The 19,774-nt window shown below is 72.1% G+C and carries 16 protein-coding genes; 10 read left to right on the top strand and 6 right to left on the bottom strand.

The genetic code is table 11. The features are described from left to right. Nucleotides 1-3: 3 nt before the first annotated feature. Nucleotides 4-870 carry a hypothetical protein gene (locus ON759_RS07245; protein ID WP_271679698.1) on the bottom strand — a complete coding sequence of 289 codons (867 nt, stop codon included), beginning with the start codon at nt 868-870 and terminating at the stop codon, nt 4-6. A gap of 83 nt (nt 871-953) precedes the next feature. On the opposite strand from ON759_RS07245, the gene ON759_RS07240 reads away from it, so the two are divergent. Next, complete coding sequence (locus ON759_RS07240) at nt 954-2,231, top strand: acetyl-CoA C-acetyltransferase (RefSeq protein WP_271679697.1); 1,278 nt, start codon at nt 954-956, stop codon at nt 2,229-2,231. Nucleotides 2,232-2,301: 70 nt separating this feature from the next. Here ON759_RS07240 and ON759_RS07235 read toward each other — a convergent pair whose 3' ends face one another. After that, a complete protein-coding gene (locus ON759_RS07235; protein WP_271679696.1) occupies nt 2,302-4,680 on the bottom strand; it encodes a S9 family peptidase in 2,379 nt (792 codons plus the stop codon). 133 nt (nt 4,681-4,813) lie between these two features. On the opposite strand from ON759_RS07235, the gene ON759_RS07230 reads away from it, so the two are divergent. Then, entirely contained in the window at nt 4,814-5,083 is a 270-nt protein-coding gene (locus ON759_RS07230) for a YcgL domain-containing protein (RefSeq protein WP_271679695.1), read from the top strand. Then, a complete protein-coding gene (locus ON759_RS07225) occupies nt 5,076-8,387 on the top strand; it encodes an ankyrin repeat domain-containing protein (RefSeq protein ID WP_425608456.1) in 3,312 nt (1,103 codons plus the stop codon). Before ON759_RS07230 ends, ON759_RS07225 begins: the two co-directional genes overlap by 8 nt. Before the next feature lie 144 nt (nt 8,388-8,531). Here ON759_RS07225 and ON759_RS07220 read toward each other — a convergent pair whose 3' ends face one another. After that, nucleotides 8,532-10,334 (bottom strand): monovalent cation:proton antiporter-2 (CPA2) family protein, encoded by a 1,803-nt coding sequence (locus ON759_RS07220; RefSeq protein ID WP_271679694.1) that lies wholly within the window; start codon nt 10,332-10,334, stop codon nt 8,532-8,534. Nucleotides 10,335-10,345: 11 nt separating this feature from the next. Here ON759_RS07220 and ON759_RS13940 point away from each other — a divergent pair, with 11 nt between their 5' ends. The 4 genes from ON759_RS13940 (at nt 10,346) to ON759_RS07200 (ending at nt 13,124) form a co-directional block, all read left to right on the top strand. Beyond that, entirely contained in the window at nt 10,346-11,197 is an 852-nt protein-coding gene (locus tag ON759_RS13940) for an energy transducer TonB (protein ID WP_271679693.1), read from the top strand. 40 nt (nt 11,198-11,237) lie between these two features. Continuing rightward, nucleotides 11,238-12,179, top strand: coding sequence for a TonB family protein (locus ON759_RS07210; protein ID WP_271679692.1), 942 nt, complete (start codon nt 11,238-11,240; stop codon nt 12,177-12,179). A 91-nt stretch (nt 12,180-12,270) separates the two neighbouring features. Further along, nucleotides 12,271-12,924 (top strand): hypothetical protein, encoded by a 654-nt coding sequence (locus tag ON759_RS07205; RefSeq protein WP_271679691.1) that lies wholly within the window; start codon nt 12,271-12,273, stop codon nt 12,922-12,924. Then, on the top strand, nt 12,921-13,124 hold the full coding sequence (locus ON759_RS07200) for a hypothetical protein (RefSeq protein WP_271679690.1): 204 nt from the start codon (nt 12,921-12,923) through the stop codon (nt 13,122-13,124). Before ON759_RS07205 ends, ON759_RS07200 begins: the two co-directional genes overlap by 4 nt. A gap of 6 nt (nt 13,125-13,130) precedes the next feature. Here ON759_RS07200 and ON759_RS07195 read toward each other — a convergent pair whose 3' ends face one another. The 3 genes from ON759_RS07195 to trxA all read right to left on the bottom strand — a co-directional run bounded on the left by ON759_RS07195 (nt 13,131) and on the right by trxA (nt 16,135). Then, nucleotides 13,131-13,844 carry a sulfotransferase family protein gene (locus tag ON759_RS07195; protein ID WP_271679689.1) on the bottom strand — a complete coding sequence of 238 codons (714 nt, stop codon included), beginning with the start codon at nt 13,842-13,844 and terminating at the stop codon, nt 13,131-13,133. Between the two features lie 32 nt (nt 13,845-13,876). After that, nucleotides 13,877-15,583: a transcription termination factor Rho gene (gene rho / locus ON759_RS07190; RefSeq protein ID WP_271679688.1), complete on the bottom strand. Its 1,707-nt coding sequence runs from the start codon at nt 15,581-15,583 to the stop codon at nt 13,877-13,879. A gap of 225 nt (nt 15,584-15,808) precedes the next feature. Continuing rightward, the gene (gene trxA, locus ON759_RS07185) at nt 15,809-16,135 is read right to left on the bottom strand and encodes a thioredoxin (RefSeq protein ID WP_271679687.1); all 327 of its coding nucleotides are present in this window, start codon (nt 16,133-16,135) and stop codon (nt 15,809-15,811) included. A 213-nt stretch (nt 16,136-16,348) separates the two neighbouring features. Between trxA and rhlB the strand changes: the two genes are divergently transcribed. From rhlB to ftsX, 3 genes are all read left to right on the top strand, one after another. Continuing rightward, nucleotides 16,349-18,058: an ATP-dependent RNA helicase RhlB gene (rhlB, locus tag ON759_RS07180; RefSeq protein ID WP_271679686.1), complete on the top strand. Its 1,710-nt coding sequence runs from the start codon at nt 16,349-16,351 to the stop codon at nt 18,056-18,058. A gap of 82 nt (nt 18,059-18,140) precedes the next feature. Then, nucleotides 18,141-18,830, top strand: coding sequence for a cell division ATP-binding protein FtsE (ftsE, locus tag ON759_RS07175; RefSeq protein WP_271679685.1), 690 nt, complete (start codon nt 18,141-18,143; stop codon nt 18,828-18,830). Then, nucleotides 18,823-19,773, top strand: coding sequence for a permease-like cell division protein FtsX (ftsX, locus tag ON759_RS07170; protein ID WP_271679684.1), 951 nt, complete (start codon nt 18,823-18,825; stop codon nt 19,771-19,773). Before ftsE ends, ftsX begins: the two co-directional genes overlap by 8 nt. Nucleotide 19,774 lies beyond the last annotated feature (1 nt).

The following is a 19,774-nucleotide window of genomic DNA, read 5'->3' as shown; positions in this document are numbered from 1 at the left end:
GGCTCAGCGCAGGCAGTCGTCCTTGCCGTCGGCACAGTGCACGAAGTTGACGTCGATGCCGTGCGCGCCGAGCACCGCGGCGAACTGCCGCTGGCGCGCCTGGAACAGCGCGAAGCCGCGTTCGAGCCTGGCGGCATCGGCTTCCGCTGGCGCGTTGCGCGCATGCCAGGCCACCGGGTCCATCAGCGCGATGCGCACCTCGCCGTCGCCGTAACGCGCCAGCGGTTCCGGCGCGCTGTCCAGCCACGCTTCGGCATCGGGCTCGAGCAGGGCGGCTTCCAGCAGCGTCCACAACGGCGCCAGGCCGGCGTTCTCGTACTGCAGCGCAGTCATCGCCAGCAGGTCGTGCAGGCTCAGCAGGCGGGCGTGCTCGATGCTGGCGCCCAGGCCATCCTGCAGCGCCAGCGCGAGCCCGGCGCTGGCCATGCCACGGTCCAGCAACTCGGCCTCCAGCACCGTCGCCACCGCCTCGACGCCTTCGCCCTGCAGCACGAAGGGCAGCACCCGCAGGCCGCCGCCGGCGAGCGCGGGATCGCAGTGCAAGGGCAACGGCACCTCGCCCGCGGCATCCGCGCCGAAGCCGATCGCGCGCGCGCCCTGTCCACGCCCCGGCGCGCGCTGCAGCAGTTCCTGCACGCGGCGGTGCACGGGCCAACCCGGGCGCAGCGCCTCGGCCGGATCGAAATGCGCGCCGAGCAGGGCCAGGTCGCAGCCCGCCGCCGCCGGCGCCAGCGCGACCAGGTCGCGGCCGAGCAGTTCGGCGACGTCGCCCGCGCGCGCCACCGCCAGCGCGGCCTCGCGCGGCGGCTGGCCGTCGCGCAGTTCCAGCGCGATGACGCCGTGGAAGATCGGCTCGGGGGTGGACGGCATGTGGAGTCCGGACTCTGGATGGCGGCGCTACACTCGGATTATCGATGAAACGCGCCCGCACGCGGGCCACCACGAGGTGATCCATGCAGCATGGTCGTCCTGTCGCCATCCTCGGCGGCGTCCGCATCCCGTTCTGCCGGCAGAACACGGCCTACGCCGACGTCGGCAACCTCGGCATGTCGGTGCGCACGCTGGGCGCGCTGGTCGAGGCCTACGGCCTGCACGGCCAGCAGCTCGGCGAAGTCGCGATGGGCGCGGTGATCAAGCATTCGTCCGACTGGAACCTCGGCCGCGAGGCCGCGCTGTCCTCCGGACTGTCGCCGCTGACCCCCGGCATCACCCTGCAGCGCGCCTGCGGCACCTCGCTGGACACCATCGTCCACATCGCCGGCAAGATCGCGACCGGGCAGATCGAGGTGGGCATCGGCGGCGGCTCGGACACCACCTCCGACGTGCCGATCGTGTACGGCCAGTCGCTGCGCCGGCGCCTGCTGCAGGCCGCGGCGGGCAAGACCTTCGGCCAGAAGCTGGCGGCGTTCAAGGGCTTCCGCCCGTCCGAGCTGAAGCCGGATTTCCCCGGCGTGGCCGAGCCGCGCACCGGCAAGTCGATGGGCCAGCACTGCGAGGACATGGCGAAGGAGTGGAACATCTCCCGCGATTCGCAGGACGCGCTGGCCGCGGCCTCGCACCACAAGCTCGCCGCCGCCTACGAGCGCGGTTTCTTCGAGGATTTGGTGGTGCCGTTCCGCGGGGTCTCGCGCGACAACATCCTGCGCCCCGACACCAGCATCGAGAAGCTCGCGACGCTGAAGCCGGCGTTCGACAAGACCTCCGGCAAGGGCACGCTGACCGCCGGCAATTCCACCCCGCTGACCGATGGCGCCGCGGCCTGCCTTCTGGCCACCGACGACTGGGCTGCCGCGCATGGCCACGAGGTGCTCTGCCACCTGGTCGACGCGCAGGCGGCGGCGGTCGACTTCGTGCATGGCGAGGGCCTGCTGATGGCCCCGACCGTGGCGGTCGCGGAGATGCTCAAGCGCAACAACCTCTCGCTGCAGGACTTCGACTTCTACGAGATCCACGAAGCCTTCGCCGCGCAGGTGCTGTGCACGCTGCGCGCATGGGAGGACGAGGCCTACTGCAAGCACCGCCTCGGCCTGGACGCGCCGCTGGGCCGCATCGACCCGGCGAAGATCAATCCGAACGGGTCGTCGCTCGCGGCCGGGCATCCGTTCGCCGCGACCGGCGCGCGCATCGTCGCCACCGCCGCCAAGGAACTGCAGCAGCGCGGCAAGGGCCGCTGCCTGGTCAGCATCTGCACCGCCGGCGGCATGGGCGTGGTGGCGATCCTCGAACGCTGATTTCGATCCGCGCAGGCAAGACGCCGCGTCGCGGCGACGCGGCGTTGCTGCATGCGGACGTCGCGAACGTTCAGGGCTTCAACGTCTTCCCGAAGAGTTCGTGGATGCGGCGGTATTCGTCGTACCACGCGTCCGGATGGGTGAAGCCGTGCCGCTCCAGCGGGTATGGCGCCAGTTCCCACTTGTCCTTGCGCAGCTCGATCAGCTTCTGCGCCAGCATCACCGAATCCTTGAAGAACACGTTGTCGTCGATCATCCCGTGGGCGATCAGCAGGTGGTCCTGCAGCGCCTGCGGGAACTCGATCGGCGAGGAGCGCGCGTAGGCCTCGGGGTCGAGCTCCGGCGTGTTGAGGATGTTGCTGGTGTATTCGTGGTTGTACTGCGACCAGTCGCTGACCGGGCGCAGCGCCGCGCCGGCCTTGAACGTGCCGGGCGCCTTGAACAGCGCGACGAAGGTCATGAAGCCGCCGTAGCTGCCGCCGTAGATGCCGACGCGGTCGCGGTCCACCTGCCGGTTGGCCACCGCCCAGTCGATGCCGTCGAGGTAATCCTCGAGCTCCGGCTTGCCCATCCAGCGATAGATCGCGGTGCGCCAGTCGCGGCCATAGCCTTCGCTGGCGCGGTAGTCGAGGTCGAGCACCATGTAGCCCTGGGCGACCAGCAGGTTGTGGAACATCTGCTCGCGGAAGTACTCGGGCCAGCGCAGTTCGGCGTTCTGCAGGTAGCCGGCGCCGTGCACGAACATCACCAACGGGTACTTCCTGCCCGGCTCGGGATTCGCGGGGCCGTAGAACTTGCCCCAGATGGTCCCGGCGCCGTGCCGGCTCGGCACCTGCACCGACTGCGGCTGGATCCAGTCGCGCGCCTTGAAGTCGGCGCTGCGGGTGTCGGTGAGCGCGCGCGCCGGCCCGCCCGCTGCCTCCACCACCGACAGCTGCGGCGGCAGGTAGGCCGCGGAGTGGCGCACCAGCAGGCGGCTGCCGTCCGGCGACAGCGCGAAGTTCTCCACGCCGTCCAGCGCGGTGAGCTCGCGCACCTCGCCGCCGCCCGCGGGCACGCTGCAGACCTCGTAGTCGATCGGGCGCGCGCGGTTGCAGGCGAAGTAGAAGCGGCTGCCGTCGCGCGCCGGCACCACCTGCGAGGTTTCCCAGCGGCCGTCGGTGAGCTGGGTGCGGCGGCCACCATCGAGCTTGCTTGCATCCAGCGTGTACAGGTGCGACCAGCCGCTTTCCTCCGAGAGGTACCAGAGCGTCCGGCCGTCGCGCAGCCAGCCGAATTCGTTGAAGCCCCAGTTGATCCACGCCGGGTCGGTGAGGCGGTGGCGGGGTTGCAGCGCGCCGGCCGCGGTGTCGACGGTGGCGATCCAGCGGTCCTTGTTGTCGATCGCGCGCACCATCACCGCGGCAGTGCGGCCGTCCGCGGTCCAAAGCAGGGTCGGCGCGTCGCCGTTGTCGCCACTGGTCGCCACCTGCACCGCGCGGTTGCCCTTCAGCGGCTCCTTGCCGGCGGCCTTGCGCAGCGCGGCCAGCGGATCGCTGGCGATGCCCGGCAACGGATCGAACTTGAGCTCGCGGACCTTGCCGGTGGCGACGTCGGCCAGCCATAACGCCTGCGGCTGCGGATCCGCGCGGCCGACGCGGGTGCGCACGTCCTCGAATTCCTCGTAGCCGGATTCGGTGACGTACATCGGCATCTTGCCGCCGCGGCCGGTGTCGGCGCCCTTGGCGGTGGTCGCGACCAGCAGCCAGCGGCCGTCGGGGGACAGCGCGCTGTCGACGATCTCGACCTTGCCGCCGAGGTAGATCGGCGCCGGCGCGCGGGTCGCGTCGGCCTGGCGCCAGGCCTCGGCCTGCTGGCGCGCCGCATCGCGGCGGGCGCGGTCGTCCTTGAGGGTGGCGATCAGGCGCAGCTGGCGGTCGCGCAGGTCGTCGGCGGGTGGCGGCGTGCCCGGTGCGTCCTCGGCCTTCGGCAGCGCGGCCTGCACCACCAGCCGCCCATCCCAGCGATACCACGCCGCGCCCGCGCGCCAGGCCAGGGCGCCATCGCTGCCCCACTGCAGGCGGCCGGCGCGCTCGCCGCCGCGGGTCAGCGGGAGCAGGGCGCCGGTGCGCAGGTCGCGCACGAACACGTCGCCATTGCGGACGAAGGCGCTGCGCACGCCACTGCCGTCGATCACCGCGCCGGCGTCGTCGAGGTCGGCGCGGGCGCTGCCATCCAGCAGCACCGGGGTGCCGCCGCCGGCATCCACCTGCCAGGTGTCGCGGATGCTGCCGCCGGCGCGCTTCAGCGTGTACTGGGCAGCCTTGCCGTCCCAGCGCCACCACATCGCCTCGACCGGCGGCCCGATCCAGTCCGGATCGGCCATCGCCTGCGCCAGGGTGATCGGTTCGGCGGCGCGGGCCGCGGTCGTGGTCAGCAGCAGGGCGAAGGCGAGCGGGGCGAGGCGCATGGCGGATCCGGTGGCGAAGAACCGCGGCAGCCTAGCAGGGCGGCGCTGGCGCGCCCGTGCCATCGGATGGGCGCGGCGGTTCCGCTACCTGCCGCTTTCCCGCACAATCCGGGCATTCCTCGCGGACGGCGCGATGCTGGCACACGTCTACAAGAGCCTGAAAAAGGCCGACACCTACGTCTACCTCGCCGCGCGCGACGATTTCGCGCGCCTGCCGCCCCCGCTGCAAGCGCAGCTCGGCCGCCTGCAGTTCGTGCTCGAGGTCGACCTGGTGCCGGGGCGCACGCTGGCCCGCGCCGATCCCGGCGTGGTGCGCGGCAACCTCGCCGAGCGCGGCTTCCACGTGCAGTTCCCGCCGACCATGGCGGACCCGATGCTCGACGACTGGGGCACCGATGCCTGAGCCCCGTCGCGGTCAAGGCCTGGCATGGCTGCTGGCGGGCATGGCGCTGGCCGCGGGCACCTGGTTCGACGTGGGCAGCGCCGGCCCGCTGGCCTGGCTGGCGCAGGCGCCGGCCGCGCTCGGCATCGCCCTGTTGCACGGTAGCGCCAGCCCGGGGCGCCGCTGGCGCGACCTCGGCGTGCTTGCGCTCGCGTGGGCACTGGCCTTCATCGTGGCGACCGCGCTGGCCTTCCTGCCGCTGCGTGCATTGCTGGCCGGACCCGGCTTGGGCGCGGTACTGGCGCTGAGCGGGGTGGCCGCGGCGGCCTTGCTGGTGGCGTGGCGACAATGGCCGTTCTGGCATGCACTGGAGCGCGAAGGCGGACCGCTGGGCGTGCGCTGGCAGGGGCAGGCGGCGCACGAGCGTGCGGCGTGGAGCGGCTTGCAGGTGGCGGTGCCGGTGCTGCTGCTCTTGGGCGGCGGCATCGCGCTTGCCTGGCCCGGCCTGTTGCAGGGCCAGGCGCGCGCCATCGCGGCTGCGGCCTATGCACTGCTGGTGCCGCTGGGGCATGCGCTGTTGCAGACCGCGCCTGCGCGCCTGCTGCTGCATGGCCTGCCGGTGCGCGAGATGCCCGGGCCGGCGCGCGAGGAGGCACGGCATGAGGTCGCGCCGGCCGTCGAGATCCCGATGCCGGCCCCGCTCGCCGATGCCGCCCCGTCGGTCGATGTCCCTGCCCTGACCGCCGAGCTGTATGCCGCCGCGCGCAGTGGTCGCGTCGAACGTGCGTTGCAGGCGCTGGAGGCGGGCGCCGACCCGTCTGCCGAGCCCCCCGCGGGAGAGAAGGACCGTCGCAGCCTGCCGGTGCTCGCCGCGATCCTGCCGGACCTGCGCCTGTTGCGCGCGCTGATCGCGCGCGGCGTCGACCTCAATGCCGCGCATGCGCAGGCCACGCCGTTGTTGGCCGCCACCCGCGACAGCTGGCACGGCCGCCCCGAGGCGGTGATGACCCTGCTCGCCAACGGCGCCGATCCGCGCGCGACCGATGCCGAGGGCAATACCCCGCTGCACCACGCCGCGCGCAGCTCCGACCCGGGCGTCGCCGCGCTGTTGCGCGATGCCGGCGCCGACATGGAGGCATTGAACGCGGATGGCCTGTCGCCGCTCGGCGTCGCCTGCGCCTCCGGCAACTGGCGGCTGGCCCGCTTCCTGCTCGAGCGCGGCGCGAAGACCGAGCCGGTCGGCGGGCAGCCCGCGTTGCTCGCTGCCGCCGGTACCGAGGACGACGATGCCGCGGGCGTCCAGCTCCTGCTCCGGCACAAGGCGCGGGTGGATGCACGCGATGCGCGTGGCCGCAGCGCGCTGCACGAAGCCGCCGCCGCCGGCCATGCCGGCATCGGCGCGGCCCTGCTCGATGCCGGCGCGGACGTCCATGCGCGCGATGCGGCGGGGCGCACGCCGCTGCTGGATGCCGCCCATGGCGCCTCCTTGCCGGCGCTCGACGTGCTGTTGGCCGCCGGGGCGGATCCGCAGGCTGCGGATGGCGCCGGCGCGAATGCCTTGCACCTTGCGTGCGCCGCCGATGTCCCTTCGGTCGGGCTGGTTCGACGCCTGCGCGAGCTCGGCGTCGATCCGCACGTCCAGGATGCGGATGGCCGCAGCGCCATCGACCTCGCGGCAGGCGCGGGGCGCTGGGCACTGGTGTCGCTGCTGGATCCGACCCGACCGTTGCCGGTTGCGGTGGGCGATGACGATGCGGTCGTGGCCGATCGCCCGCCGCTGCTGTTGCTGCGTGAGTGCCTGCTGGCGGGCACGGGCGATGCCCGTTCGCTCGCGCCCCTGGTTGCCCGGGCCGGCCTGGACAGCCTGCTGGTGGATGCAGAGGTCGCCGCGGACCCGGCGCGCATCGAGTGGTTGTTGCGGCACGGCGCGCACCCCGAAGCGCGGGTGCCCGGGCATCCCAGTCCGGTCGTGGCCGCGATGGCGCTCGGCAACGCCGGTCTCCCGTTCCTGGGGCGACTGTTCGCGCATGGCGGCTCACCGGCCGGTCGCAGCGGACTGGCGACCTTCCTGGCGGCATGCACGCCCGCGCAGGCTGCGAGCGCGGAGCCCTTCGCGCTCGAGCTGGTGGAGCGCGGGGCGGATCCATTCGGCGCATCCGCTGCCGGCGAACCGCCGCTGGTGCTCGCGGTACGCCTGGGCTGGCCGCGGCTGCTCGAACGCTTGCTCGGACTCGGCGTCGACCTGGATGCCTGCGATGGGCGTGGCATGACCGCGCTCCACCACGCGGCCGCGCTGGGGCGCGAGGAGGCGTTGAAGCGCCTCGTGGCCGCGGGTGCGGCATGCGACCGTCGTGCGGCGGACGGGCAGACGCCCCTCGGCCTCGCGCTGGCGGCCGGGCGTCGCGACCTCGCCGCGTGGCTGGACTGGCGCGGTTGGCGCCTGCCCGGGCGCCCCCTGCAGGCCACCGATGTGCCGGCGGCCGCGATCGTCGGCGATGCCGAGGCGGTGCGTCGCCTGCTGGACCTGGGGCTGCCGGTGAACGCGGTGGACAGCCAGGGCTGCAGCGCCCTGCTGCGCGCGGCCGGCGGCGGCCATCGTGCCCTGGTCGAGCTGCTGCTGGCGCGCGGCGCGGATCCCGCGCTCGCCGCGAACACCGGCGCCACCCCGCTGTCGGCGGCGGTCAGCATGCGCCAGCTGGAGATCGTGGAGCGCTTGCTGGACGCCGGCGCGGGACTGGAACAGCGCCTGCCGGGCGACGTCACCGTGCTGATGCTGGCGGCGGCGCTCGGCCTGCCGGAACTCGCCGCGCGCCTGCTTGCCGCGGGCGCCGACCTGCACGCGCACGATGCGCAGGGCCTGACCCCGCTGCACTGCGCGGCGTTGTACGGCTTCACCGCGCGCGAGCGCCCCCGCCTGGTCGCCCTGCTCGACACCCTGCTGCTGGCCGGCGCGGATCCGCAGGCGGTCGCCGGCAACGGCCTGACCCCGTTGCTGCTGCTGCTCGGCGCGCGTGCGGAACCCGGCACGCCGAGCACGGAGGACGTGCTGCTCGCCGGACTCGAACGCCTGCTCGACGAGGGCGTGCGCCTCGATGCGCGCGACGGCCGCGGCTTCGGGCCGTTGCACCTGGCCGCGCTGCACGGCCTGATGCGCACCGCGCAGGCCCTGCTGCGCGCGGGCGCCGACGCCAATGCGCGCGACACCCTCAACCGCACCCCGCGCGACATCGCGGTCATGCGCGGCTATGTCGACCTCGCCGCCGAACTGGTGCCCTCGGGCACGACCCCGCCGCAGGTGTCGATGGCGCGCTTCCTGCGCGATTAGCGCAGGAAGCATATCGGGCACGGACTGCGCGATTAGCGCAGGAAGCACATCAGGCGAGCACTGCGCGATTAGCGCAGGAAGCATATCGGGCACGGACTGCGCGGCCGGCGCGGGACAACGGGCCTCGCGCGCAGCGACCGGGCTTCAATCGCGGCGGTCGACGATCCGCCCCAGCGCGCCCTCGCCGGCATCCGCCTCGAACAGCTCGGCCAGCTCCCGGCGCGCGTCCTGCGCGCTTTGCAGGAGCGCGTCCTCGTCGTCCTGCAACAGGCGCTGCGCTTCCATCAGGCGGTCGTCGAAGGCGCGGAACCGCAGCGCGCGCGCCTCGGCCTGCGCGGGGTCCATGCCCAGCGCGACCAGCACGTCGCGGCCCATCTCCAGGCTGCTGCCGAACAGCTCGCGCCACGCGCGTGCGCCAAGGTCGGTCAGCTGCCACGCGTGGCGGCGGTCGCGCGCGCGCGCGAACACCACCGCATCCGGGTAGTGGCTGCGCAGCAGGCCGACCAGCCGCAGGCTGGCCTCGACGTCGTCCAGCGCCACCACGAACAGCTTCACGCCGGCGGCGCCGGCGGAGCGCAGGAGATCCAGCCGGGTTGGGTCGCCGTAATAGATCTGGTTGCCGAAGCGGCGCACGAAGTCGACCTGCTCGACATCGGGATCGATCGCGATGAACGGGATCTTCTGCGCCCACAGCAGGCGCGCCACGATCTGCCCGAAGCGCCCGAAGCCGGCCACCATCACGTGCGGGTGCTCGTCGGGGATGCGGTCGTAGTCGCGCGAGGGCTTGCCGCCCGGCTTCGGCGCCAGCCGCGAGATCAGCAACAGCAGCAAGGGCGTCGCGGCCATCGACAGGCCGACGATCGCCACCAGGCGATCGCGCTGCGGTGCTTCCAGCAGGCCCGCCTTGGCCGCCTCGCCGAACACCACGAAGGCGAATTCGCCGCCCAGCGCCAGGGTGCCGGCCAGCAGCAGGCTGCCGCGCAGGTCCAGCCGCCCCGGGCGCAGGCCGAGCCCCAGCAGCAGGGCGAACTTCACCGCCAGCAACAGGCCGGTGCCGGCGAGGATCGCCAGCGGTTCGGCGGCCACGCGCTGCAGGTCGATGCTCATGCCCACCGCCATGAAGAACAGGCCGAGCAGCAGGCCCTCGAACGGCTGGATCTGCGATTCCAGCTCGTGGCGGAATTCCGATTCCGCCAGCAGCACGCCGGCCAGGAACGCGCCGAGGCCCGCGCTCAGCCCGGCCAGCTGCATCAGCCAGGCGCTGCCCAGCACCACCAGCAGCGCGGCGGCGGTGAACACCTCGGGCATGCCGGTGCGCGCGATCACCCGGAACACGTGGCGCAACAGGTAGCGACCGCCGAGCACCAGCGCCGCGATCGCGGCCACCGCCTTCGCCACCGCCAGCCAGCCGTTGCCATCGCCGGTGCCGGCATGCGCGCCGAGCAGCGGGATCGCGGCCAGCAGCGGGATCGCCGCGAGGTCCTGGAACAGCAGGATGGCGAACGCGAGGCGGCCGTGTTCGGCGGTCAGCTCCTTGCGCTCGGACAGCAGTTGCAGGCCGACCGCGGTGGACGACAGCGCCAGCCCCAGGCCGACCACCAGCGCGGCCTTCCACGCGAGGCCCGCGCCCATCGACAGCAGCGCCAGCGCGATCCCCGACAGCAGCACCTGCAGGCCGCCGACCCCGAAGATCGGCCGCCGCATCACCTTCAGGCGCGGCAGCGACAACTCCAGCCCGATCACGAACAGCAGCATCACCACGCCGATCTCGCTGGCCGCCAGCACGCGGTCGGCATCGCGCACCACCGCCAGCGCATGCGGCCCGAGCAGCGCGCCCGCGGCGAGGTAGCCGAGCACCGCGCCCAGCCCGAAGCGCTTGAACACCGGCACCGCGAGCACCGCCGCGAGCAGGAACACCAACGCGAGTTCGAGTCCGCCGCCGTGCATGCCCAGCCTCCGTGAAGGACGTGCAGTATCGACCATTGACGCCTGCGGGCGCGCCACGCATCCTCGGGCCGCACTGGTTCGGGGATGGAACGATGGCCTCACGGAAGATGGCGATGGTGTTGGGCCTGGCGGGCTGTCTGTGGTGGGCGCCGGGCGTGGCGGCGGACGACAAGCGCGTGGTGGCGTTCAACGCCAGCGTGCGCGTGGAAGTCGATGCCGCCGGCAAGCCGGTGAAGGTGGAGGCCCCGGCCGACCTGCCGGAGGCGATCCGCGGCTACATCGAGAAGCGCGTCGCGAGCTGGCAATACCAGCCGGCGAAGCTCCATGGTGCGCCGGCGTCCGCAGTCACCTATGTGCGTGTCGGTGCCTGCGCGATTCCGGTGGCGGAGGGCTACCGTCTGGGCCTGGATTTCAAGGGCAACGGGCCGGCGCTGGTCAATCCGGGGCCGTGGTTCATGCCACCGCCGCGCTATCCCCGGGAGATGCAACGCAGGGGCGCGGAAGGCACCTACATCGTGACGTATGCGATCCAGCCCGACGGCACCACCAAGGTCGCTTCGGTCAAGCCGAGCGAAAGCACCGGCAACCGCTACGCGACGGCCTTTCGCGACGCGCTGACGGAGTGGATCGAGGGACTGCGCTACCAGCCCGAGCAAGTCGGCGGGATCGCGGTAGCAACCGAGATGTCGTTCCCGGTGATCTTCCAGCTGCGCAGTGGTAGTGGCGGCCGCGAGACCCATCGACAGGAACTCGAGTCACGCGCGTTGGCGTCGGAGGAATGCATCGCCGCGTCGATGCCGGGCGGGCCGCTGCCGATCGCGACTGACTCCCCGGTCACGGTCACTCCGGTTTCAGCAAGCTGATCTGCGCGCCGCGCACGGACCACCACGAGGAAGACGCCGAATGTCATCGATCCTGAGCGGTTTGCTGGCCTTGTTGGTGATGGCGGGCGCGCCCGCGCTCGCCGGTGACGGGGTGGACCCAACGGCGGCCGGCGAGGCGGTGCTGACCCTGCGGGTGGATGGGCAGCTGACGATCGATCCCGAAGGCCGCGTATCGGAGTACCGCGTCGAGGGCTCGCTCGATCCGGCCGTGGCGGGAATGTTGCAGCGCGCCGTCCCGGCCTGGCGCTTCAAGCCCATCCTGGTGGACGGCAAGCCGGCCATCGCGACGTCGCCGATGCGGATCACGCTTGCCGCGGAGGAAATGGCCGAAGGCTACCGCGTGAAGGTCGACAACGTGGTCTTCTGGCCGAACACCCCGGAACAGCATGCAGCCGCGGAAGCATCGCGGCTGGCGCACCCCGACATGCGGGTGGCCGGAGAGGCCCCGAGACCCCGCGTCCGGATCCTGTCGAAGACGATGCGCCCGCCCGTCTATCCGCCCGAAATGATGCAGGCGGGCGTGGAGGGCATCGTGCTGCTGTCGCTGCGCTTGCATCCGGACGGGTCGGTTGCGGAAGCCTTCGCGTCGCAATCGAGCCTGCTGAACGTGAAGGGCCGGCCGGAGATCCTCGATCGCGGCCGGATCATGCTGGAGCGCAATGCCGCCACGGCGGCGAAGCGCTGGCGGTTCACGGTCCTCGCGGAGGATGCGGCGACGCTGGCCCCGGGCGACCTCACCGTCCGCGTGCCGGTGGAGTACAGCCTGGGCCCGATGGCCAAAGGCGGGTCGCTGGCGGGGCAATGGCGACATGAGTTCCGCGGCCCGAACCGACCGGCGCCTTGGCTGCCCCCGGAGGAGGCCACCCGCGTCCGCGTCTCGGACCTGTCCGCGCGCGACATCCTCGCAGGGAGCTCCCCCTTCGAGCTCAGCGACCGCAGCGTGATCGGCAAGGCGCTCTGAACCCGCCAGATCCCGAGTGGATGCCGCGAGCGGCGACCGGCTTCGCATTCCATTGCCGTTGCCCCGCATATCGACCAGCGGAGCGAAGGCCATGCGTGGGAATCGGGGTGTCTTCTGCGTCGTATTGCTGGCATTGGCCTGCCTGCCCGCCTTCGCTGGCGACCGCGGCAGCGGGCATTTCCGCAAGGGCGACAAGCGCATCGACATCGCCCATGTCGTGGCGGTCTCCAGCGACGAGGATGCCGACCCCGCGCATGCGCGCACCTACGTCTTCCTCAGCGACGTGCCGCTGGATGCCGCGGCGATCGCCGCCGCGTTCGACCCCAGCCGCGCGGCGGAGGGGCAGTTGGGCGACCGCGCCGCGGGCTATGTGCGGGTCTGCATCGATCCCGACGGCGGCGAGTGCGGCCTGTATTTTTCGCGCAACAACCCCAGCGCGTCCTTCAATACCTCGGGATACGGCGCGTTGACGCTGGAACCGGCGCAACCCGGCCGCATCGCCGGTCGCTGGGTGCTGGCCGAGCCGGACGACTTCTTCGGCGAGACCTACGATTTCGACCTCCGCTTCGATGCGGCGCTGGTGATCCCGCCGGGGCATCCGCTGCCCGTGGATGGCGGCGATCCCGGCAAGGCCTACCGCGCGTGGATCGCGGCGGTGGCCAAGGGCGACGTGCCGGCGTTGCAGACGATGGTCGGTGGCGATTACAACGGCTGGCGCCTCAAGTCCGACACCAGGACGACGTGAAGGCTGCACTCAAGGACCTGCGCGACGGCACGCCGGTGCAGGCCGAGATCCTGCGCGGCCGCCTCGATGGCGACGACGCGGTACTGTGGGTGCAAGGCCGGGATCGCGACGAGATCCTGCGCAGGGGACGCGTGCGGATGCAGCGCGTCGATGGCGACTGGCGCTACATGGAGGCGGACCTGGACAACGTGGAGGAATAGCGCGGCTCAGGCCGGCGCGGACGGGCGTTGCGCCGCGAGCGACTTCTCCACGTGCGCATACAGCGCCACGTCGAGGGCGTTGCGCTCCAGCAGCAAGTCCATCGCGGCATCGTCGAGCGCGGGGTATTCCCCGGGGGTGACGTTCTTCCTCGGCAACGTGCCCTCGGGCCATTGCAGTTCGCCGCACAGGCCGGCAACGAAGCGGTCGAGGCGCTCATGCGTCCCGACCAGGGGGAAGAAGCGCTCGAGGTTGTGCAGGGCGCAGTCCAGCAACCACGAGCCCTGGATGACCTTGCCGACGTCCGGGGCGATCCCCGCGACCATCCGGCACATGTGGTTGTTGGTCATCTCGGTGACGCCGCTGCCCACGAAGCCGGCCAGGGATCGATCGTGGCGGAAATGCGCGGCGAAGGGCGAATCCGCCAGCGAGAGCTGGTAGCGGTAGAGCGAGACGACGCGGGACACCGGCTCGCGCAGGACGATCGCGTAACGGGGTGGCACGCCGAGGAAACGGTGCACGCCGAACGAGAAATGCCCCATCACCACGGGTGGCGACGGGGACGTGCGGAAGCGGGCGATGAAATCCAGGTTCGGGTCGACCAGGGACAGCTGCCGCTCGTAGGCGAAACAGGCATCGGGCGCGACGGCCTGCACCAGGTGCCGCAACGCCGTGCCCGCGGTCTTGGGCACGTGGCACAGCAGCAGCGGGTTCGCAGCCACGGTCGCGCGCGCCTGGGCCGGATCCCGCGGGATCAGCGCTTCATCGAGCTGAAGAACTCGTCGTTCGACTTGGTGTTCTTCATCTTGTCGAGCAGGAATTCCATCGCCGCGATCTCGTCCATCGGGTGCAGCAGCTTGCGCAGGATCCAGATCTTCTGCAGCAGCTCCGGCTCGATCAGCAGGTCCTCGCGACGGGTGCCGGAGAGGTTGACGCCGATCGCCGGGTAGACGCGCTTCTCGGTGATGCGGCGGTCCAGGTGCACTTCCGAGTTGCCGGTGCCCTTGAACTCCTCGTAGATCACCTTGTCCATCGCGCTGCCGGTGTCGACCAGGGCGGTGGCGATGATGGTCAGCGAGCCGCCTTCCTCGACGTTGCGCGCGGCGCCGAAGAAGCGCTTCGGGCGGTGCATCGCGTTGGAGTCGACGCCGCCGGTCAGCACCTTGCCGCTGCTCGGCATCACGTTGTTGTAGGCGCGGGCGAGGCGGGTGATCGAGTCGAGCAGGATCACCACGTCCTTCTTGTGCTCGACCAGGCGCTTGGCGCGCTCGATCACCATCTCGGCGACCTGCACGTGGCGCGCGGCGGGTTCGTCGAAGGTGGAGGAGATGACCTCGCCGCGCACGGTGCGCTGCATCTCGGTCACTTCCTCCGGGCGCTCGTCGATCAGCAGCACGATGAGGTGCACGTCCGGATGGTTGTACGTGATGGCGCTGGCGATCTGCTGCATCATCATCGTCTTGCCGGCCTTGGGCGGGCTGACGATCAGGGCGCGCTGGCCCTTGCCCTGCGGCGCCATCAAATCGAGGATGCGGCCGGTGATGTCCTCGCTCGAGCCGTCGCCGCGCTCAAGCTTGAAGCGCTTGCGCGGGAACAGCGGGGTGAGGTTCTCGAACAGGGTCTTGTTCTTCGACGCCTCGATCGGCTCGCCGTTGATGGTGTCGACGATGTTCAGCGCGAAGTAGCGCTCGCCGTCCTTCGGCCAGCGGATGCGGCCGGAGACATGGTCGCCGGTGCGCAGGTTGAAGCGGCGGATCTGCGACGGCGAGATGTAGGTGTCGTCCGGGCCGGCCAGGTAGCTGGCCTCGGCCGCGCGCAGGAAGCCGAAGCCGTCGGGCAGGATTTCCAGCACGCCGTCGGCCTGCACGCCTTCGCCGTGGCGGGTGAGCACCTTCAGGATCGCGAAGATGATGTCCTGCTTGCGCGCGCGGGCCACGCCCTCGCTGATCTGCAGCTGTTCGGCGATGTCCAGCAGGCGCGGCGCGGGCATGCGCTTGAGGTCGCCCAGCGAATACGCCGGGAAGCCTTCCGGCACCTGCGGGTGCGGGCGCGGCACGAAGGATTCGCCGTTGCCGTTGCCGCCATCGTCGGGCATGCCGCCCTCGCGGTAGCGGTCGCGCTGGCGATCGCGGCGGTTCTTGAAGCGCTCGCGGCGGCTCATGCGGTGGCCCTGGCCACCCTGGTCGCCACCACCGCCGTGGTCGCCGCCACTCTCTTGCGAGGGGCCGGCATCCTGCGGCGGCGGCGGCTGCGACTGCGGCTCGTGTGCAGCCGGGCGGGGCGCTTGCGGCGCCGGTGCCGGTGCCGCGGCGGCAGGCGCGGGTGCCGGGGGTGCGGCGGCAGGCGCGGGCTTGGGATCGTCGAGCGGCGGGATCGCCAGCGCATCCTTGGGCTTGGCCACGCGGGTCTTGCGCACGCGCTTCTCGGCGACTTCGCCGGCGTCGTTGGTCGGGTCTGACAAGGGGAAAACCTCGCTTGCGTTGCGAGCGCCCGCAGGCTGCGGGCGGGATCGTCGGGAGTGGATCAGTCGGGGTGCGGCGCGCCCGAGGGGCGGTGTCACGGCGCCGGGTTCAGCGGGAAACTAGCACTGGCGCGGCGTTGCGCGCAACTGGGCGCGGCGGCGGGGTTCAGCGACGGCCCGCCGGGACGCGTGCCGGCCCCGCTGACGGGGCCGGCGAAGGCGGGGTCAGAGCGCCTTGTCGATCAACTGCGCGAGCTGGGCCTTGCCCACCGCGCCGATCTGCTGGCCATGGATCTGGCCGTCCTTGAACACCAGCAGCATCGGGATCGAGCGCACGCGGAACTTCATCGCGGTGGCCGGGTTCTGGTCGACGTCGACCTTCACGACCTTGGCCTTGCCGGCGTATTCGCCCGCCAGTTGGTCCAGGGCGGGCGCGATCATCTTGCAGGGGCCGCACCAGGGCGCCCAGAAATCGACCAGCACCGGCACGTCGGATTGCAGGACGTGGCTGTCGAAATCGGCATCGGTGGCGTGCAGCACGGAATCGCTCATGGGGGGCTCCGGGAAGGGGGGGCGAAGGCGGCCGGATCGGTCGCCGGGCCCGGGAATGCTAGACTGATGGGGATGCGTCGCGGCTTTTGCAAGCGCGATGCCGTGCCGGGAACGACCAGCCCCGGACTCCTTCCCGGCAGTCTGCGCGGCTGCCCCCGTACACGCAAGCCGCCCGGCCGACGCGCCGGGCCGCTGCCCGACAGGAACGCCTCCGTGTCCGACAAGCCCCTGACCGACGTCACCTTTTCCTCCTTCGACCTGCATCCGGCCCTGCTCGCCGGGCTGGAAGCCGCCGGCTTCACCCGCTGCACCCCGATCCAGGCGCTGACCCTGCCGCTGGCCCTGAATGGCCGCGATGTCGCCGGCCAGGCGCAGACCGGCACCGGCAAGACCCTCGCCTTCCTGGTCGCGGTGATCGACCGCCTGCTCAAGCGCCCGGCGCTGGCCGACCGCAAGCCGGAGGATCCGCGCGCGCTGATCCTGGCGCCGACCCGCGAGCTGGCGATCCAGATCCACAAAGACGCGGTGAAGTTCGCCTCCGACCTCGGCCTGAAGTTCGCGCTGGTCTACGGCGGCGTGGACTACGACAAGCAGCGCGCGCTGCTGCAGGCCGGCGCCGACGTGATCATCGCCACCCCCGGGCGGCTGATCGACTACGTCAAGCAGCACCGCGTGGTGTCGCTGCATGCCTGCGAGATGTGCGTGCTGGACGAGGCCGACCGCATGTTCGACCTCGGCTTCATCAAGGACATCCGCTTCCTGCTGCGGCGGATGCCGGAGCGCACCACCCGCCAGACCCTGCTGTTCTCGGCCACCCTCAGCCACCGCGTGCTCGAGCTCGCGTACGAGCACATGAACGAGCCGGAGAAGCTGGTGGTGGAGGCGGAGACCGTGACCGCCGCGCGCGTCCGCCAGAAGCTCTACTACCCGGCCGACGACGAGAAGATCCCGTTGCTGCTGGGCCTGCTGTCGCGCAGCGAAGGCGCGCGCACCATGGTGTTCGTCAACACCAAGGCGTTCGTCGAGCGCGTCGCCCGCGCGCTGGACCGCGCCGGCTACCGGGTCGGCGTGCTCAGCGGCGACGTGCCGCAGAAGAAGCGCGAATCGCTGCTGAAGAAGTTCCAGGCCGGCCAGCTCGAACTGCTGGTGGCCACCGACGTCGCCGCGCGCGGCCTGCACATCGACGGCGTGAGCCACGTCTACAACTACGACCTGCCGTTCGATGCCGAGGACTACGTGCATCGCATCGGCCGCACCGCGCGCCTTGGCGCGGAGGGCGACGCGATCAGCTTCGCCTGCGAGCGCTACGCGATGTCGCTCCCCGACATCGAGGCCTACATCGAGCAGAAGATCCCCTCCGAACCGGTGACCCAGGCGCTGCTGACGGCGCTGCCGCGCAAGCCGCGCGAGGGCGTGGAAGCCGTTGCCGAGGACGGCGAGAGCATCAGCGAGATCTTCAAGGAAGTGCGCGAGGCGCGCGCTGCCGAGGACGCCAAGCGCGGCGGTGGGCGCAGCGGTGGCGGCGGCCGTGGCCGTGGCGAGCGCAGCGGTCCGCGTGCCCCGCGCAGTGGCGACGGCGCCGGCGAGCGCCGCGAGCGCGGTCCGCGCCCGCCGCGCAAGCCCCGGCCGGAAGGCGAGGCCGCCCAGGCCGCGGCTGCGGCCCCGGCGCAGCCGGCGTCGCCGGTGGTCGATCCCGCGCAGGCCCCGCGAGCCGAGGGCGAACGCCCGGCGCGCAAGCGTCGTCGTCGTCGCGGCGGGCGTCCGGTCGAAGGCGCGGACGCCGCGCGCCAGCCTGCGACCGAGGCCGCCAATCCCGCGTCGTCGTCGCCGTCGGCCGCGCCTGCCGGCGCGCCGTCGTTGCTCACGCGCATCGGCCGTGGCCTGAAGTCGCTGGTCACCCGCGCGCCGCGCGGCCAGCACTGAGCATCGCCCCGTCGACGCAGCGCTGGTCGCCATCGGCGGCGCGCGCGATACTGCCCGCTCGCCCGCCGCACGATCCCCCGCGATGACGGTCCTGCGCTTCGACAACGTCAGCAAGCAGTATCCCGGCGGCCACGCGGCCCTGGCCGGCGTGAGCTTCGCGGTCGAGGCCGGCGAGATGCTGTTCGTGACCGGGCATTCGGGCGCCGGCAAGAGCACCCTGCTGCGCCTGATCCAGCTGGCCGAGCGGCCGAGCCGCGGCGCGGTGCTGTTCGGCGAGCGCAACCTGGCCAAGGTGCGCGGCGGTGGCATCGCCCGCCACCGGCGCGGGCTGGGCGTGGTCTACCAGGACCACCAGTTGCTGATGGACCGCAGCGTGGCCGAGAACGTCGCGCTGCCGCTGGTCCTGCGCGGCATGAAGCGCGCCGAGATCGGCAAGCGCGTGCGCGTGCTGCTGGAGCGCCTGGGCCTGGGCGCGCGCGAACGCGCGCTGCCGTCGCAACTGTCCGCGGGCGAGCAGCAGCGGGTGGGCATTGCGCGGGCGGTGATCGCCGAGCCTGCGATGCTCATCGCCGACGAACCCACCGGCAACCTCGACCCGACCCTGTCCGCCGAGATCATGGCCTTGTTCGCCTCGCTGCCCGAGCGCGGCACCAGCGTGCTGGTGGCCAGCCACGACCTCGGCCTGGTGCGGCGCATGCGCAAGCGCGTGCTGGTGCTCGACCACGGCCAGCTGGCCGACGACATCGCGCCGGAGGACCTGGCCGATGAATGAGAAGGTCGCCGACGTCCACGCCAGCCGTTTCGGCGCCTGGCTGGACCACCACGGCTACAGCATCGTGGCCAGCCTCGGCCGCCTGCTGCGCAAGCCCTGGGCGACCCTGCTGACGATCGGGGTAATGGCGATCGCGCTGGCGCTGCCGCTCGGCCTGTGGGTGGTGCTCGGCAACGTGTCCCGGCTCGGCGGCGAGGTGCAGGCCTCGCGCGACGTCGCGGTCTTCCTCAAGCCGGCGGTCGCGCCCGCCGCCGCGGCGGCGCTGGCCGACACCCTGCGTGCGCGGGGCGATGTCGCCGGTGTCGAGGTGGTGACCCCCGAAGCCGCGCTCGCCCAGTTGCGCGCGCAACCGGACATCGCCGCGGCGATCGACGTGCTCGGCGCGGACGCCGCGCGCGCCGCGCTGCCCTCGGTGTTGCGGGTGGTGCCGCGTGGCGACGAACGACAGCTCGCAGCATCGCTGCGCACCCTCCCCGAGGCCGACCGCGTGCAGCACGATGCGGTCTGGCGGGAGCGGCTGGATGCGTGGCTGCGCTTCGGCGGCCGTGCGGTGCTGGTGCTCGCCGCGCTGCTGGGACTCGGCGCCCTGCTGGTGGTCGGCAACACCGTGCGCCTGGACATCCAGTCGCGGCGCGAGGAAATCGGCGTCCTCCAGCTGCTCGGGGCCAGCGACGGCTTCGTGCGGCGCCCGTTCCTCTACCTTGGCGCCTGGTACGGCTTGGCCGCCGGTGGCCTGGCGTTGGGGGTGCTGACCCTGGCCTGGATGGGCCTGCGCGAGCCGCTGGCCGACCTTGCCGCGCGCTACGGCAGCGATTTCGCCTTGCGCGGGCTGGATCCATTGCATGCGGGGGGCGTGCTGTTGGGCGCCGGCCTGCTGGGCTGGCTGGGCGCGGGCCTGGTGACCGGGCATTACTTGCGGCAAACACGGCCAGGGAAGGGCTGAG

Origin of the sequence: Thermomonas mangrovi (genome assembly GCF_028201335.1) — a bacterium.
Taxonomy (GTDB): Bacteria; Pseudomonadota; Gammaproteobacteria; order Xanthomonadales; family Xanthomonadaceae; genus Thermomonas; species Thermomonas mangrovi.
Note: the sequence above shows the minus strand (reverse complement) of the source record. Positions and strands in the feature narration are given on the sequence as shown.